The sequence below is a fragment of the Bradyrhizobium sp. DN3 genome, assembly GCF_041357655.1.
Lineage (GTDB): Bacteria > Pseudomonadota > Alphaproteobacteria > Rhizobiales > Xanthobacteraceae > Bradyrhizobium.
In genome coordinates, this window is record NZ_JAULLN010000008.1 from 134,232 (window position 1) to 150,052 (window position 15,821).

The 15,821-nt window shown below is 63.8% G+C and carries 19 protein-coding genes and 1 tRNA gene; 14 read left to right on the top strand and 6 right to left on the bottom strand.

Annotated elements, in window-relative coordinates; translation table 11 throughout:
• The first annotated feature begins 32 nt into the window (after positions 1 to 32).
• The 6 genes from ribD (at position 33) to AAE027_RS14290 (ending at position 6,443) form a co-directional block, all read left to right on the top strand.
• Positions 33 to 1,181, top strand: coding sequence for a bifunctional diaminohydroxyphosphoribosylaminopyrimidine deaminase/5-amino-6-(5-phosphoribosylamino)uracil reductase RibD (gene ribD, locus AAE027_RS14265; RefSeq protein ID WP_370985919.1), 1,149 nt, complete (start codon positions 33 to 35; stop codon positions 1,179 to 1,181).
• On the top strand, positions 1,181 to 1,789 hold the full coding sequence (locus AAE027_RS14270; RefSeq protein ID WP_370985921.1) for a riboflavin synthase: 609 nt from the start codon (positions 1,181 to 1,183) through the stop codon (positions 1,787 to 1,789). The genes ribD and AAE027_RS14270 overlap by 1 nt, the downstream gene beginning before the upstream one ends.
• Positions 1,790 to 1,878: 89 nt before the next feature.
• The gene (gene ribH, locus AAE027_RS14275; protein ID WP_091893268.1) at positions 1,879 to 2,370 is read left to right on the top strand and encodes a 6,7-dimethyl-8-ribityllumazine synthase; all 492 of its coding nucleotides are present in this window, start codon (positions 1,879 to 1,881) and stop codon (positions 2,368 to 2,370) included.
• A 3-nt stretch (positions 2,371 to 2,373) separates the two neighbouring features.
• Entirely contained in the window at positions 2,374 to 2,871 is a 498-nt protein-coding gene (gene nusB, locus AAE027_RS14280; RefSeq protein ID WP_091893270.1) for a transcription antitermination factor NusB, read from the top strand.
• Positions 2,872 to 3,073: 202 nt separating this feature from the next.
• Entirely contained in the window at positions 3,074 to 4,072 is a 999-nt protein-coding gene (thiL, locus tag AAE027_RS14285; protein WP_370985922.1) for a thiamine-phosphate kinase, read from the top strand.
• A gap of 250 nt (positions 4,073 to 4,322) precedes the next feature.
• On the top strand, positions 4,323 to 6,443 hold the full coding sequence (locus tag AAE027_RS14290; protein WP_370985923.1) for a sodium-translocating pyrophosphatase: 2,121 nt from the start codon (positions 4,323 to 4,325) through the stop codon (positions 6,441 to 6,443).
• Positions 6,444 to 6,618: 175 nt separating this feature from the next.
• On the opposite strand, the gene AAE027_RS14295 is transcribed toward AAE027_RS14290, so the two are convergent.
• Together AAE027_RS14295 and AAE027_RS14300 are read right to left on the bottom strand one after the other, a co-directional pair.
• Positions 6,619 to 7,632, bottom strand: coding sequence for a Bug family tripartite tricarboxylate transporter substrate binding protein (locus AAE027_RS14295; protein WP_370985925.1), 1,014 nt, complete (start codon positions 7,630 to 7,632; stop codon positions 6,619 to 6,621).
• Positions 7,633 to 7,736: 104 nt separating this feature from the next.
• On the bottom strand, positions 7,737 to 8,219 hold the full coding sequence (locus AAE027_RS14300) for an outer membrane protein assembly factor BamE (protein WP_164935048.1): 483 nt from the start codon (positions 8,217 to 8,219) through the stop codon (positions 7,737 to 7,739).
• Positions 8,220 to 8,317: 98 nt separating this feature from the next.
• Between AAE027_RS14300 and AAE027_RS14305 the strand changes: the two genes are divergently transcribed.
• The 7 genes from AAE027_RS14305 to AAE027_RS14335 all read left to right on the top strand — a co-directional run bounded on the left by AAE027_RS14305 (position 8,318) and on the right by AAE027_RS14335 (position 13,038).
• Positions 8,318 to 8,869, top strand: coding sequence for a ubiquinol-cytochrome C chaperone family protein (locus AAE027_RS14305; RefSeq protein WP_370985926.1), 552 nt, complete (start codon positions 8,318 to 8,320; stop codon positions 8,867 to 8,869).
• The gene (locus tag AAE027_RS14310) at positions 8,866 to 9,435 is read left to right on the top strand and encodes a YceD family protein (RefSeq protein WP_370985927.1); all 570 of its coding nucleotides are present in this window, start codon (positions 8,866 to 8,868) and stop codon (positions 9,433 to 9,435) included. Before AAE027_RS14305 ends, AAE027_RS14310 begins: the two co-directional genes overlap by 4 nt.
• Positions 9,436 to 9,732: 297 nt before the next feature.
• Positions 9,733 to 10,794 carry a phosphate acyltransferase PlsX gene (gene plsX, locus AAE027_RS14315; protein ID WP_370985928.1) on the top strand — a complete coding sequence of 354 codons (1,062 nt, stop codon included), beginning with the start codon at positions 9,733 to 9,735 and terminating at the stop codon, positions 10,792 to 10,794.
• Entirely contained in the window at positions 10,791 to 11,771 is a 981-nt protein-coding gene (locus AAE027_RS14320; RefSeq protein ID WP_370985929.1) for a beta-ketoacyl-ACP synthase III, read from the top strand. The genes plsX and AAE027_RS14320 overlap by 4 nt, the downstream gene beginning before the upstream one ends.
• Positions 11,772 to 11,902: 131 nt before the next feature.
• Complete coding sequence (locus AAE027_RS14325; protein ID WP_176945860.1) at positions 11,903 to 12,244, top strand: integration host factor subunit alpha; 342 nt, start codon at positions 11,903 to 11,905, stop codon at positions 12,242 to 12,244.
• A gap of 24 nt (positions 12,245 to 12,268) precedes the next feature.
• A complete protein-coding gene (locus AAE027_RS14330; protein ID WP_128933373.1) occupies positions 12,269 to 12,847 on the top strand; it encodes a MerR family transcriptional regulator in 579 nt (192 codons plus the stop codon).
• Positions 12,848 to 12,960: 113 nt separating this feature from the next.
• A tRNA-Pro gene (locus tag AAE027_RS14335) sits at positions 12,961 to 13,038 on the top strand.
• A gap of 324 nt (positions 13,039 to 13,362) precedes the next feature.
• Here AAE027_RS14335 and AAE027_RS14340 read toward each other — a convergent pair.
• Complete coding sequence (locus tag AAE027_RS14340; RefSeq protein WP_370985930.1) at positions 13,363 to 13,530, bottom strand: hypothetical protein; 168 nt, start codon at positions 13,528 to 13,530, stop codon at positions 13,363 to 13,365.
• Positions 13,531 to 13,893: 363 nt separating this feature from the next.
• Between AAE027_RS14340 and AAE027_RS14345 the strand changes: the two genes are divergently transcribed.
• Entirely contained in the window at positions 13,894 to 14,064 is a 171-nt protein-coding gene (locus AAE027_RS14345; RefSeq protein ID WP_370985931.1) for a hypothetical protein, read from the top strand.
• A gap of 230 nt (positions 14,065 to 14,294) precedes the next feature.
• On the opposite strand, the gene AAE027_RS14350 is transcribed toward AAE027_RS14345, so the two are convergent.
• The 3 genes from AAE027_RS14350 to AAE027_RS14360 all read right to left on the bottom strand — a co-directional run bounded on the left by AAE027_RS14350 (position 14,295) and on the right by AAE027_RS14360 (position 15,596).
• Entirely contained in the window at positions 14,295 to 14,450 is a 156-nt protein-coding gene (locus AAE027_RS14350; protein ID WP_370985932.1) for a hypothetical protein, read from the bottom strand.
• Positions 14,451 to 14,568: 118 nt separating this feature from the next.
• Positions 14,569 to 14,778 (bottom strand): PRC-barrel domain-containing protein, encoded by a 210-nt coding sequence (locus AAE027_RS14355; RefSeq protein WP_370985933.1) that lies wholly within the window; start codon positions 14,776 to 14,778, stop codon positions 14,569 to 14,571.
• 305 nt (positions 14,779 to 15,083) lie between these two features.
• Positions 15,084 to 15,596, bottom strand: a complete 513-nt coding sequence (locus AAE027_RS14360; protein ID WP_370985934.1) for a septal ring lytic transglycosylase RlpA family protein — start codon at positions 15,594 to 15,596, stop codon at positions 15,084 to 15,086.
• Positions 15,597 to 15,821 lie beyond the last annotated feature (225 nt).

Here is a 15,821-nt window from a genome sequence, read left to right on the forward strand (position 1 = left end):
GCAAAATTGGGACCGATGAAGTGGTCTTCCGAATGATCGAAAGCATATTGGAAGATCAATTCGCGCAGAAGGCCCGTGAGGCCAAGGATGCCGATCTCCGCTTCATGCAGCTGGCGCTTTCGCTTGGGCGCCGCGGGCAGGGTCGCACCTGGCCGAATCCGGCCGTCGGTGCGGTCATCGTCAAGGATGGGGTCATCGTCGGCCGCGGCTGGACACAGCCCGGAGGGCGGCCGCATGGCGAGCCCGAGGCCTTGCTGCGGGCCGGCGAGGCGGCGCGCGGCGCCACGCTCTACGTCACGCTGGAGCCATGCTCGCATTTCGGCAAGTCGCCGCCTTGCGCCGATGCGGTGATCGCCGCCGGCATCAAGCGGGTGGTCGCCGCGATCGAGGATCCCAATCCGGAAGTTGCCGGCCAGGGCCATGCGCGTTTGCGGGCAGCCGGCATCGTCGTGGATGTGGGTCCATGCGCTGCGGAAGCCGCGTTCGATCATGCCGGCCATTTCCGTCGCATCCGGGACAAGCGTCCGCACGTGATCCTGAAGCTCGCGGTCTCGCCCGACGGCAAGATTGGCGCGGCCGGCGGCAAGCCGGTTGCGATCACCGGCGAGGCGGTGCGCAATCGCGTGCATCTCTTGCGCGCGCAGAGCGATGCCATCCTGGTCGGCATCGGCACGGTGTTGGCAGATGATCCGCTTCTCACCTGCCGACTGCCGGGCATGGCGGCGCGCTCGCCGGTGCGGGTCGTGCTCGATCAGAGCCTACGGATTCCCGGCGCAAGCAAGCTCGTCCGCACCGCGCGCGAGACGCCGCTGTGGGTGGTGAGCTCTGAGCTCGCCGAAGCCGCGGCCGCAACGCGGCTCGGCGCGGCCGGTGCGCAAATGTTGCGCGTGCCGGCGGTCGGTGCATCAGGGCTCAATCTTACGGCCGTGTTGCATGCGCTGGCCGAGAAAGGCATCACACGGCTGATGGTCGAGGGCGGCAGCCGCGTTGCGGCGTCCTTCGTCGCGGCCGACCTCGTCGACGAAATCTGGCTGTTCCGCGGCGCGGAAGAGGTGGGCGCCGGCGGCGTCGATGCGCTCGATGCATTGCCCCTGTCGAAAATCACGCAGTCGCAGGCCTACAAGGTTCATGCTAGCGAGACATTCGGCAGGGATACTCTCACCGTTTACGAGCGCTCGTAATGTTCACTGGCATTGTCACCGATATCGGCGAGATCGTCAGCTTCACGCCAACGGCGCAGGGGCAGCTGCACCGCCTGCGCATCGCCTGTCGTTATGATCGCGCCACCATCGCCGATGGCGCCTCGATCGCCTGCAACGGCGTCTGCCTCACCGTGGTCGCCTCCGGCATTGAGGGGAATAAGACCTGGTTCGACGTCGATGCCGCCGCCGAGACGCTGGCGCTGACGACCGCAAAACACTGGAAGGTCGGAACAAAGCTCAATCTCGAGCGGGCGCTGAAGATTGGTGACGAACTCGGCGGCCATATCGTCGCCGGCCATGCCGATGGCATCGCAACGCTTCTCAGCCGCGAGGACCTGCCCGACATGGCGCGGTTCGAGCTCTCGACGACGCGCGAGCTGGCGCGCTTCATCGCCACCAAGGGCTCGATCACGCTCGACGGCGTCTCGCTGACCGTCAATACGGTGAAAGACGTGACTTTCTCGGTGCTGATCATCCCGCACACGCTGACGGTGACGACGATCGGCGGCTGGAAGGCGGGGCACGAGGTCAATATCGAGGTCGATCTGATGGCCCGCTACGCGGCGCGGCTGACGGAAATGAAGTGACCGGCGCAGCCGGAACGACGGTTTAAAACTTGGCTTACCCGCCTGCGGCGACTACATAACGCGCCGACCACTGTAGAACGGATTGAACGATGGCAGACGCGCGGCGCGCACCCCTGAAGGACCAGACCGACATTTCCGGCGCCCGCGCGCTGATTGTCGAGGCGCGGTTCTATGACGATCTCCAGGACGCGCTCCTGGACGGCGCAGTCGCCGAGCTGAAGGCGGCCGGCCTCACGCACGACGTCATCACGGTTCCCGGCGCGCTGGAGATTCCGGCAGCAGTTGCCATCGCGATCGACGCGGCTGCGGCGAACGGCAGGCCCTATGATGCGGTGATTGCGCTCGGCTGCGTGATCCGCGGCGACACCATCCATTTCGAGATCGTCTCGCAGGAATCCTCGCGCGCGCTGATGGACCTTGCGGTGGCGCGAAAGCTGCCGCTTGGCAACGGCATCCTCACTGTCAACACCGAGGCGCAGGCCTGGGCGCGGGCACGCGCCAGCGAGCTTAACAAGGGCGGCGATGCCGCACGTGCAGCGCTTGCGATGCTGCGCATCAAACGCCGCTTGGCACGGGCCTGAGTCATGGCCGACAACAACAAAAAACCGGCGGGCGCTCCGGAGAAGAAGGCGAACCGCCGCGGCGCGGCGCGGCTTGCCGCCGTGCAGGCGCTCTACCAGATGGACATCGCCGGTGCCGGCATCAACGACATTTTTGCCGAGTTCGAGAGCCATTGGCTCGGCAACGAGGTCGAGGGCGACACATACCTGCCGGCGGAGGCCGCCTTCTTCCGCGATGTCGTCTCCGGCGTCGTGCGCGACCAGAAGAAGCTCGATCCGCTGATCGACGAGGCGCTGTCGAAGGGCTGGCCCTTGAAGCGCATCGAGGCGATCCTGCGCGCGGTGCTGCGCGCCGGAGCCTACGAATTGGAGCACCGCAAGGATGTGCCGGGTCGCGTGGTGATCTCCGAATATGTCGACGTCGCCAATGCCTTCGTCGATCGCGAGGAAACCGGTATGGTCAACGCGGTGCTCGACCAGATTGGCCGCCAATTTCGCGGTGACGAGTTCGGGCGGGGGTGATGATCGCCGAGGGCGGTGAATTGATGCGAGACGGCTGCCCCATTCTCCGCTGTCATGCCCCGCGAAGGCGGGGCATCCAGTACGCCGCGGCCCGTCGATTTTTCACGACCGTCTCTGGAATACTGGATCGCCCGGTCTCTTTTTTGAAGACGCGCTTCGCGCTTTTGCCGGGCGATGACAGTGGAGTGTAGGGCTGACATCGATGACCACTCCGACCAATCCCTCCGGCGAAGACTCCCTCATCGCGCGCTATTTCAAGCCGCTGGCGACCGATGCCGGCGCGTTCGGACTGGTCGATGATGCCGCTATCCTAAGATCGGTGGGCGAGGACATCGTCGTCACCACCGACGCGGTGGTGGAGGGCGTGCATTATCTTGCTATCGATCCGCCTAACACCATCGCGCGCAAGGCGCTGCGGGTGAACCTGTCCGATCTCGCGGCCAAAGGAGCGGTGCCGGCCGGCTTCGTGCTGACGCTGGCATTGCGCAGCAAGGAGGATGCCTGGCTCAAGCCGTTTGCGGATGCGCTCGGCGAGGACGCCAAGAGCTTCGCGTGCCCGCTGCTCGGCGGCGATACGGTGTCGACCCCAGGTCCGCAGATGGTCTCGATCACCGCCTTCGGCCGCGTGCCGCAGGGACGGATGGTCGGCCGCACCGGCGCACGGCCGGGGGACCGCATCCTGGTGACGGGCACGATCGGCGATGCTGCGCTCGGCCTCGACGTGCTCACGGGCGGCGCTGCGGCGGGCGCGCTGACATCCGATCCCGCTGCACGGGATTTTCTGGTCTCGCGCTATCGCGTGCCGCAGCCGCGCAACGCGCTGGCGCAGGCCGTGCGCGATCACGCGACCGCTGCGATGGACGTCTCCGACGGGCTCGCCGGCGACCTGACAAAGCTCTGTGCGGCATCGGGCGTCTCTGCCACGGTCGAAGTGGCGAACGTGCCGCTCTCGGCCGCGGCCGCAAGCCTGATCGCGCGCAACGCTGTTTGCGTCGAGACGCTGCTGGCGGGCGGCGACGATTACGAGGTGCTGTGCACCGTCCCGCCAGCACAAAGCGATGCGTTGATCGCAGCCGGATGGACGGCAGGCCTTGCCGTCACCGCCATTGGCACGATCATCGAGGGCGGGGCGCCACCGCGCTTCCTGGACGGGCAGGGCCAGGAACTGACCTTGAAGCGGCTGTCGTACAGCCACTTCTAGGAATTGCTCCAAACCGGCATCTTAGTTCTCCGGACTGGTTAGTTCTCCGGACTGGCCCAAATACCTGCCGAGATCGGCCGTTTCGGGCTTATCCGGCGTTGCACCCTTAATTTGATTTTGGCAAGCTCGCGACCGACTGGGGCCACCCCTTCGGGCAAGGGGCGGCTTTGTTCAAAATCAAGGCGCCGCACCGCACGACGGACAACAAAAGGCGCCGGGGGTACATCAAGGATCTGAGGCAAAAAATCACATGACAGCATTATGGTTGATAGTGCTCTGCGGAGTGCTTTCCGTCGTCTACGCGATTTGGGCGACGTCTTCGGTGTTGGGCGCGGATGCGGGGACGCCGCGCATGCAGGAGATCGCAGGAGCGGTGCGCGAAGGCGCGCAGGCGTATCTGCGGCGCCAGTACACCACGATCGGTCTCGTCGGCATCGTCATCTTCTTGCTGCTTGCCTATTTCCTCGGGGTCTATGTCGCGATCGGTTTTGCCATCGGCGCCGTCCTATCGGGGGCGGCCGGCTTCATCGGCATGAACGTCTCGGTCCGCGCCAATGTGCGTACCGCCCAGGCCGCGACGACCTCGCTCGCCGGCGGCCTCGAGCTCGCTTTCAAGGCGGGCGCCATCACCGGCCTTCTGGTCGCCGGTCTCGCGCTGCTCGGCGTCACCCTCTATTTCGGCTTCCTGGTCCATTCGCTGAAGCTCGCGCCCGACAGCCGCACCGTGGTCGACGCCATGGTGGCGCTCGGCTTCGGCGCCTCGCTGATCTCGATCTTCGCCCGTCTTGGCGGCGGTATCTTCACCAAGGGTGCGGACGTCGGCGGCGACCTCGTCGGCAAGGTCGAGGCCGGTATTCCCGAGGACGATCCGCGCAACCCCGCCACCATCGCCGACAACGTTGGCGACAATGTCGGTGACTGCGCCGGCATGGCCGCCGACCTGTTCGAGACCTATGCGGTGACCGCGGTCGCCACCATGGTGCTCGCGGCGATCTTCTTCGCCAAGACGCCGATCCTCGCCAACATGATGACGCTGCCGCTCGCGATCGGCGGCATCTGCATCATCACCTCGATCGTCGGCACCTTCTTCGTCAAGCTAGGGCCGAGCCAGTCGATCATGGGCGCGCTCTACAAGGGCCTGATCGCGACCGGCATCCTGTCGTTGATCGGCATCGCGCTGGTGATCTACTACCTGATCGGCTTCGGCAAGCTCGATGGCGTCGACTTCACCGGCATGGCGCTGTTCGAATGCGGCGTGGTCGGTCTCGTCGTCACGGCGCTGATCATCTGGATCACCGAATACTACACCGGCACTGACTATCGCCCGGTGAAGTCGATTGCGCAGGCCTCGGTTACCGGCCACGGCACCAACGTGATCCAGGGCCTCGCCGTCTCGATGGAAGCGACCGCGCTGCCCGCGATCGTCATCATCGCCGGCATCCTCGTCACCTACAGCCTCGCCGGGCTGTTTGGCATCGCGATCGCGACCGCCACCATGCTGGCGCTGGCCGGCATGATCGTCGCGCTCGACGCCTTCGGCCCGGTCACCGACAATGCCGGCGGCATTGCCGAAATGGCGGGACTGCCCAAGGAGGTGCGCAAGTCGACCGACGCGCTCGACGCGGTCGGCAACACCACCAAGGCGGTGACCAAGGGCTACGCGATCGGCTCGGCCGGTCTCGGTGCCCTGGTGCTGTTCGCGGCCTACAACCAGGACCTCAAGTTCTTCGTTGCGGACTCCGCGAAACACGCCTACTTCGCCGGCGTCAATCCGGACTTCTCGCTCAACAACCCCTATGTGGTGGTGGGCCTGCTGTTCGGCGGCCTCTTGCCGTATCTGTTCGGCGCGCTGGGCATGACCGCCGTCGGCCGTGCAGCCGGCGCGATCGTCGAGGAGGTCCGCCGTCAGTTCCGCGAGAAGCCGGGCATCATGCAGGGCACCGACAAGCCTGACTACGGCAAGGCGGTCGACCTGCTCACCCGCGCGGCGATCAAGGAGATGATCATCCCCTCGCTTTTGCCCGTGCTGTCGCCGATCGTCGTCTACTTCCTGATCTACGCGATCGCGGGCGGCGGCGTGGCCGGTAAGTCGGCGGCGTTCTCAGCGGTCGGCGCGATGCTGCTCGGCGTGATCGTGACCGGCCTGTTCGTCGCGATCTCCATGACCTCGGGCGGCGGCGCCTGGGACAACGCCAAGAAGTACATCGAGGATGGCCATTTCGGCGGCAAGGGCAGTGATGCCCACAAGTCCGCGGTGACCGGCGACACCGTCGGCGATCCCTACAAGGACACGGCCGGCCCCGCAGTGAACCCGATGATCAAGATCACGAACATCGTGGCCTTGCTGCTGCTGGCAATCCTGGCGCACTGAGCGGCGGCGGCGACACAAGACAAAACCCCGCGGCGCGAGCCGCGGGGTTTTTGCTTGGCGGGCCGAGCCCTCTCACCACGTCATTGCGAGCGCAGCGAAGCAATCCAGAATTTTTCCGCAGAGGCAGTCTGGATTGCTTCGTCGCAAGAGCTCCTCGCAATGACGTAGGTGGCGATCACTGCACGTCCATCTGCAACCCTTCCTTCTGGATGATGCCGGCGAACTTCTTCGTCTCGGCGTCCACGAAGGCGGCGAATTGCTGCGGTGTGCCGTAGTCGGCGCGGGCGCCCATGGCGGCGATCTGCTTCTTGATGTCGTCGCGCTCCAGCATCGCCTTGACCTGGAGATTGAGCGCGTTGAGCACCTCGGGTGAGACCCCCTTCGGCAGGAACACGGAGAACCACGAGGATACGTCGAAGTTCGCCAATTCCGGCGCGCTCTCGCGCATGGTCGGCAGGTTCGGTGCGAGCTCGCTGCGCTCGGTCGTGGTGACGCAGAGGCCGTTGAGCGTGCCGTTCTGCACCTGCGGCAGGCTCGGATAGAGATTGTCGAACAGGATCTGGATGTCGCCGGCGAGCGCGGCCTGGAGCGCGGGGCCGGCGCCGCGGAACGGGATGTGGGTCATCTTCAGGCCGGTGAGCTGGAGGAACCAGGCGCCGGTGAGGTGAGGGCTCTGGCCGACGCCCGAGGAGGCGTAGCTCAGCTTGTCCGGATTGGCCTTGAGGTACGCGATCAACTCGGCGATCGACTTGATGCCGGTCTTCGGATGCGCCGAGACGATGTTCGGGATCCGGATCATGTTGGAGACCGGCTGAAGCTGGTCCGGCTTGTAGGTGAGGTTCTTGAAGATGCTGTAGGCGATCGCGTTCGGTCCGGGGTTGCCGACCAGGATGGTGTGACCATCAGGCTTGGCCCGGACCACCTCGGCCGTTCCGATCGTGCCGCCGCCGCCGGAGCGGTTTTCCACGACCGCCGTTTGGCCCCAGGCGGTTTGCAGGTGGGCAGCCAGAAGCCGGCCCATGACGTCGGTGGAGCCGCCGGCCGCCGCCGGCACGATGAGGCGGACGTTCTCGGTCGGCTTCCAGTCGGCCAGGCTCGATCGTGGCAGGATGGCTGCGGCCGACAGACCGGCAACGCCGGTGAGCACGCGACGGCGGGACAACGAAATGTTCTGAAGTTTCTTGGGCACGAATCCACTCCCTGCTTCTAATTTTGTTATTTTGCAGGGAGCGTATGGAACCCGGCGCGCTACGGCAAGCCGCACGAGGCGGCACGACGCCGCAGGGTGACGGCTCAGTTAAAGCTGAGCAGCTTGAACAGCGGCGCGAGGTAGCTCATCTCCTGGCCCGACGTCGCCGTGGTGCGGCTGATGAAGTCGAAGATCTTGCCGTCCTGGAGGCCGTAATTCGCCAGCCGGCGCACGCGGCGGTTCTTGTCGAAATAGATCGCGATGACGCGCTGGTCGACCACCTTCTGGTTCATGAAGGCGACCATGCGCTCGGAGCGCTGCGAGATGTAGTAGAACACTTCACCATCGAGGGTCGCGACCGTGGAGGGCGTGCCCATCACGATCAGCACCTGGTCCTGGCTCGCGCCGATCGGAATCTGCTCCAGCGCGCCGGGCGGCAGGATGTAGCCCTTCTGGAACTGCTCACCGGTGCACCCGGCGAGGGCGGCGCCGACCAGAGCCACGGCCGCGAACATGCGCAGGCCGCGCCAGCGTGCATGAAGGCCGCGCTTGTCGGCGCGCAGGCCGGTCTGGTTCGTCATCGTCATAGCGGAACTGATTCCGTCCCCTTGCGTCGCGCGAGGCGCTGAAGTACCGGGCGGAGGCTCTGAATGCAACACGCGCGCGCCCGCTTGCGGAAACCACAATGCTTTGGCCGTTCAATCACTTCAGGAAACCCCGGCTAACCCCGCCGGGCACCATTGAAGCCATCTATGGCATGATCGTGACGCAGGCGCGAGAACCCTTATTTTACCGTGACTTGGGCGTACCGGATACGGTTAACGGGCGTTTCGACCTGTTGCTGCTGCATCTCTGGCTGCTGCTGCGCCGCCTGCGCACGGTCCAGGGCGCCACCGAGCTGTCGCAGGCGCTGTTCGACCGCTTCTGCGAGGACATGGACGACAATCTGCGCGAGATGGGGGTGGGCGACCAGACCGTACCGAAGCGGATGCGGGCTTTTGGCGAGGCCTTCTATGGCCGCGTCCAGGCCTATGACCAAGCCATCGAGGGCGCCGGCGAGGCGCTGGCATCGGCGATCTGCAAGAATATCTTGAATGGGACCGGCATGGATCAGGCGCAGAGGATCGCGGCCTATGCCCGGGCCACGGAAGCCGATCTCGGCCGGACCGACGAGGCCGCGCTCTTGCGCGCGTCCTTCAAGTTTCCCCCGGCGCTGCCAGAGGATGTCATGCCATGAGCCGACCGACGACCGGATCCCAGCCCGATCCCTGGCGGGCGCCCGTGATCGTGGCGCAGGTCCCCGACACCGGCCTGCATCGCGAACTCGAGGCCTCGGCGGCCGAGCGGCAGGCGATGGCCGCGATCGCGGGCCTGCGGGAGATCCGGTCCGCCCGTGCCAGCTTCGATATCGTTCCGAAAAGCGGCGGGCGGGTCCAGGTCACCGGGCTGGTCCGCGGCCGGATCGGCCAGACCTGCGTCGTCACGCTCGATCCGATCGAGAGCGAGATCGAGGAGGAGGTGGACCTGATGTTCGCTCCCGAGGCCGAGGCGCGCCGGCTGGCCGACCTGATCGAGGAGGGGCAGGACGATCAGGAGCCGCCTGACGTCGCCGACCCACCGGAGGCGATCGTCAATGGCATCATTGACCTCGGCCGTCTCGCCACTGACGCGCTGTTCCTGGCGATCGATCCCTATCCGCGCAAGGAGGGGGCCGTGTTCGAGGCGGAGGTCACCGCCCCCGATCCGGAGGACCATCCATTCGCAGCCCTGAAGGCATTTCAGGACAGGAAAAAGGGCAAATAGCTCGGCATTTCCGGCGGGACCGCTTGGGGCGGGACACGAGACGTTTGCCGCGATGGTTTGAAGAACGGCTATATCCGTTTGATTTCAAAGCGTTTCCTGCAGATTCATCCGTCCGCTCGCGGATCGTCCTGAATGCAAAAGGCTGGGGGCAAGAGGTTGTTTCGGGGTAACAAAACGCTATTGTCGCGCCCCGGTTCGGGTGCGGCGTGGCGCTTGGCCAGTCGCCATGTCCGTGGCGAACCCATTTTGCGGCCCCGCTAGCTCAAGACCGCACGAGACCAGGTTTCCAGGACTTTCATGCCAAGCAAGGTTCGCATCGCGCTGGACGCCATGGGAGGCGATGTCGGCCCCGCCGTGGTCATTCCCGGCGCTGCCATCTCGCTGGGCAGGCACGGCGACAGCGAATTCCTGCTGGTCGGCGACCGCGCCAAGATCGAGCCCGAGCTCGAAAAGCACCCCGCGCTCAAGGCCGCTTCGAAGGTCATCCATACCGACGTTGCCGTCAGCGGCTCGGACAAGCCGAGCCAGGCGCTGCGGCGCGGCCGCAAGACCTCCTCGATGTGGCTCGCGATCGATGCCGTGAAGAAGGGGGAGGCGGATGTCGCGATCTCCGCCGGCAATACCGGCGCGCTGATGGCGATGGCCCGCTTCCACCTGCGCACGCTGCCGGGCATCGACCGTCCGGCCATCTCCGCGATATGGCCGACCAGGCGCGGGGAGTCCGTCGTGCTCGACCTCGGCGCCACCCTTGGCGGCGACGCGCACCACCTGGTCTCGATGGCGGTCATGGGTGCGGCCAAGGCCAGCGTGCTGTTCAACAAGACGCGGCCCACGGTCGGGCTGCTCAACATCGGGGCCGAGGAGATCAAGGGCCACGAGGAGATCCGCGAGGCCAGCGAGATCCTGCGTGCGAGGAACCTGCCCGAGCTCGACTATATCGGCTTCGTCGAGGGCGACGGCATCGGCAAGGGGCTGGCCGACGTCATCGTGACCGAAGGTTTTAGCGGCAACATCGCGCTGAAGGCCGCCGAGGGAACCGCGCGCCAGATGGCGGAATTACTCCGCAACGAGATGCAGCGGAGCTGGCTGTCCAAGCTCGGCTATCTCTTTGCGCGCAGCGCTTTTCAGGCCCTGCGCGACAAGATGGACCCCAACAAGTCCAATGGCGGCGTGCTGCTGGGGCTGAACGGGGTGGTGGTCAAGAGCCACGGCGGAACCAGCGCCGAAGGCTTTGCCTATGCGATCGATGTTGGCTATGAGATGGCTCACTACGATCTCCTGAACAAGATCAATCAGATGCTCAACCGCGAGGGCGGTGCACTCAGTTCCGTGCAGGCCGCGCAGGAGGCTGTTTCGTGACGAAAATCCGTTCGGTCGTGCTCGGCTGCGGCTCTTATCTGCCGGAGCAGGTGGTGACCAACGCCCAATTGGCGGCGCGCATCGACACCTCCGACGAGTGGATCGTACAGCGCACCGGCATCCGTGAACGGCACATTGCGGCCGAGGGCGAGTTCACCTCGCACCTGGCGCTGAGGGCAGCGCAGGCTGCGCTCACCGATGCCGGCGTGGACGCGCAATCGATCGAGCTGATCGTGCTGGCGACCTCGACGCCGGACAATACGTTCCCAGCAACCGCGGTCGCCGTGCAGCACGGACTCGGCATCAACCACGGCGCGGCATTCGACCTTCAGGCGGTGTGCTCGGGCTTCGTGTTCGCGCTCGCCACCGCCGACAATTTCCTGCGCACCGGCGCCTATAAGCGCGCGCTGGTGATCGGCGCGGAGACTTTCTCCCGCATCCTCGACTGGAACGACCGCGGCACCTGCGTGCTGTTTGGCGACGGCGCCGGCGCGGTCGTGCTGGAGGCGCAGGAGCAGCCGGGCAATGCCGCGACCGACCGCGGTCTCGTGACCACTCACTTGCGCTCCGACGGCCGCCACAAGGCAAAACTGTTCGTCGACGGCGGGCCGTCCTCGACCCAGACCGTCGGCCATCTGCGCATGGAGGGCCGCGAGGTCTTCAAGCACGCGGTCGGCATGATCACCGACGTGATCGTCGATGCGTTCCAGGCGACCGGACTCAACGCCGACAGCATCGACTGGTTCGTGCCGCACCAGGCCAACAAGCGAATCATCGACGCCTCCGCCCACAAGCTGCATATCGCCCAAGAGAAGGTGGTGCTGACGGTGGACCGGCACGGCAACACCTCGGCGGCCTCGATTCCCCTGGCGCTCGCGGTGGCGCGCAAGGACGGCCGCATCAAGAAGGGCGACCTGGTCCTGCTGGAAGCCATGGGCGGCGGCTTCACCTGGGGCTCTGCCCTCGTGCGCTGGTAGCAACAGTCGATAAAATTTTGCCGGAATCAGCGCGATTATCGATGCCTCTGCATTGATGAGCGCTGTTGACCGCCGTATCGTAACCTCCTAATTTCAGACAACAATTGTTCGCCGTGATGTGGGGCAGGGCGATGACCGAGACCAGCAAAACCGTAACGCGTGTTGATCTGTGCGAAGCCGTCTACCAGAAGGTGGGACTGTCGCGCACGGAGTCGTCCGCCTTCGTGGAACTCGTGCTGAAGGAGATCACCGACTGCCTCGAGAAGGGCGAAACGGTGAAATTGTCCTCGTTCGGCTCGTTCATGGTGCGCAAGAAGGGTCAGCGTATCGGCCGTAATCCGAAGACCGGCACCGAGGTGCCGATCTCGCCGCGCCGGGTGATGGTGTTCAAGCCGTCGGCGATCCTGAAGCAGCGGATCAACGCCCAGCACCGCACCAACGGCGATGGCAGCAAGGTTCAACCCGAGGCGTAACCGCCTATCGGAAAGGATTGGCATTTGGACAAGGCGCCGGATGCGTTCCGAACCATCAGCGAAGTAGCGCAGGAGCTCGACATTCCGCAGCACGTGCTGCGGTTCTGGGAGACGCGTTTCTCCCAGATCAAGCCGATGAAGCGCAGCGGCGGCCGCCGCTATTACCGGCCCGACGACGTCGACCTGCTCAAGGGCATCCGCCGCCTGCTCTACGGGGAGGGCTACACCATCCGCGGGGTGCAGCGGATCCTGAAGGAGCACGGCGTCAAATCGGTGCAGGGCCTCGCCGACAGCGCCGCCGCGGTCTCCTTCGGCGCGATTGAGGACGCCATCGGCGCGAGCCTGATGGAGCCCGAGGACGAGGCGCCGATCAAGGGCGTCACCGACACCGACGATGACGACTATCAGGGCAACGAGGAGGAAGGCATCGACTTCCGCTTCGCCGAGATCGACGACGAGGACATCCTCACCACCTTCCGCAAGGGCGGCGCCGCTGCCGCACCCGCGGGCCCCAGCGCGCTCGACCGGGAACGGCTCGGCCGGGCGCTCGCCGACCTCGTCGCAGCCAAGGAAATGCTGGATCAGGCGCTGAAGGACGGGTGAGGAGCCGCTTTCCGCCGGCTTTGCGGGCAGTTCCGGAGACTTTGGGCGGATACACCAAAATGCTGCGGCCTCGCCTTGCGCAAAGCGGCGATCCTAGCTAATGGAACGACATTCGGAGCGTGGCGCAGCCCGGTTAGCGCACTAGTCTGGGAGACTAGGGGTCGGAGGTTCAAATCCTCTCGCTCCGACCATTTTTCCAAACTCATCTGTCGGGTGTATGACCGGTGGCGTGGGGGCTTGCTCCCGGCCGTCACGGATGCGTGGCGACCAGTGGTGGGTGGCTGCTGCGCTGGTCGGGAAATTAAATGCCGAAAACAACCCCATGCACAGTAGCGATGTCATTGGAGGATAACGTTTTTCCGAATCGATTTGACGCGTCGGGCAAAACAGGGGCATAGTGTCACTATGCCAGCGGTGTCGTGATGGGAAAGTATCTCCGACAGCCGGCTCGTATCCACCGCGGGCGGCGAGTTCATCGACAGCACGATGATGCGGCCCGATTTTCTAAGAGTCGCTTAACGTCTCAGGTCGTCGCTGCTGCCAAAGCCGGCGAAAGGCACGCCAACCAAAATGCCGACAGTGCCGTATGCGATCGCGAACAGCGACGCCATCCATGGCCCTGAACTTGTCGCTATCCCGTAAGCGGCACCAAGCCCGCCAAGTGCTCCAGCAATAACGATCATATTGCGATCGTTGCGCGCCTCAACGTTGTGAATGGGCGATCGCTTGCGACCCAGGATCGGAGGACTAAACGGTTGCCTTGACCCGCAACTTGGGCAGGCAGCAGCGTTCCCGGCGACCGAGTGTCCGCAGTCGTAGCAATTGATCGGTTTCTTGAGCTGTCTCATGCTGGGGGCGTTACTCTGCTGCCCCTTTTTTACGGCGATTGCGGATGGCGATCAGAAAATTTATTATATATTTTTTATTTAATGTGATTTAATATTGGGGCCTTAATTGTAACAGTGCCCGTGCCTGAGCTTGGCCTAGAACGCTGGGCATCTCCCTCAGCCACGCATCTTGGGGTAATCTGCAGGGACCCGGGTGGCATGGATCGAGATCACTTTGACGAGATGTCCATTGATGAGTTGTGGGCGCTGCACACCGACGTGGGTCAGGTCCTAGCCGTCAAGCTGATCGCAGCAAAGCGCGCCCTGGAGGAGCGGCTTAAACAGCTCGGCCAGAGAGCAGACTGGAGGGAACCGGGGATAAAACACTAAGGGAGCCCCGGCGCGAGTGTTATAATTCGTGATTAATTTTAATTAACTAATTTATTTTTTTGACTTGCGATGTGATTTAATTGTCGCCTCGCTATACAAAAAGCGCGGCGCGGCCCTTCCTACTCCATTTCCCTTGCGCCCGCTCGGAAGGTCCGGCCATGACTGGTCTCCATCATTTCCAGAATTCCCCAACGCCAATGCGATCGGCCACTCCCTTCGAATGGGCCAACTTACCCGAGGCGGGCAATCGCGGCGGTCGAGCGGATACCGCTGCCGCTGTTCTTCGGCACCGCTTCGAAGTGCTCGCTGCTCAGATTGCCGAATTGGAAGCACTGCGCGAACGCGTCCTTGAGGCTGAGCAGAAGATCGCCTTTTGAGTTGAACAACGCAGCTACCTCCGCTCACGTCGGCCGTCCGCGCCAGATGAAGCGCCTGCCACAGCGCAGCAGCACCAATTGCTCGTGCCGTGAACGACGATCAGCGCACATAAGCAGGTGGGCACCGTCACTTCTGCGCCAGCTTAATCGTTGCCACGGGCCACTTTCCGGGATGGCCAGTAATGGAAAGACGCAAGCCGTGCGCTTCGTCCAAGTGCAGTTCCTCGACAGTCCCTGCTGTACCGTCCGTGAGCACCACCGCCTTGCCGATCAATTCTGTCTCGGCTTCGTGATATTCGCGTAGAATAGCAGAGGCGTGAGCTTTAGCCCGGGGCATCTGCCGCATCTCGTCCTGGCTATGCGAGCAAAACCGCTGAGACTGAGCTGCGTTCCTTTCTGAATGGGCGCACGAGGGCTGGATGGCTGGATGGCTTATGTCGGCCGGGCGTGCCAAGGTCCGAGGCACAACGACACAAGAACCAGAATTACAGTGACAGTGCATTCTAGCGCGCCTTCCACATCATGTCGGAGGACTCTACCTCGATCCAAATAAGTGGACTGGACTGCAATTTCTGAATGATGGCGCAGGAGCGTCGGAGTTCTTTTAATTGCACCCAAGTTCGCTCGACGCCGGTTGTGTGTTCACAACACCTCGGCACGAATCTGAGCCACGCCACGATCCGTAATCCCCAAGCTGCGCGCAGCAGCCAGCGAAAGGTCGAGGACACGACTGCGGACGAACGGACCGCGGTCATTGACTGTGACGATGACGCTTCGGCTGCCGTGAGTGACGCGCAACTTGGTGCCGAAAGGCAGGCGGCGGTGCGCCGCTGTTAGCCGATTACGGTCAAACGATGAACCGCTCGCTGTCTTGCCTTTGAAATAAGAATAGTAGGAGGCTTTGCCGGAAAAGACTCGATTTGAAGATTGGGCTCCTAAACGATCTTTCGAGGGCTCTTCCGGAGTGAGAGGTTGCGCTTGCTGTGGGGTCGAAGGTTGCGTTTGCGTTTCGTCCTTCTTTGTCTGGTCGAGTCCTTCAGGGGCTGGCTCCGCGTGAGCTTTTGGAATGATGAACCACCTCTCATCGAAGGTTTGCGCGACAGCAGGAGTCGAGTAGATCGCCATCCAAGCTGGGATTGTTGCAATCGCGATCATTCTACAAAGAACTTGCATGATCGGCCTCACGCATGAAAACTGGTGGACAATGCAAACTCATCGGCCTGTGTTCCTGCACACGCATTCTCGTGCAGACAAAGGTGAATGCATACCGATGGTTATATGCCTGGTTCCGAGAGTACTTAGGCGCAGCGCAGCAAGCAGTTATCTCGCTGCGGCGCATCGCCGCGTCCAGCAGGCACTGCTTGGCTTCTACTCCGATAG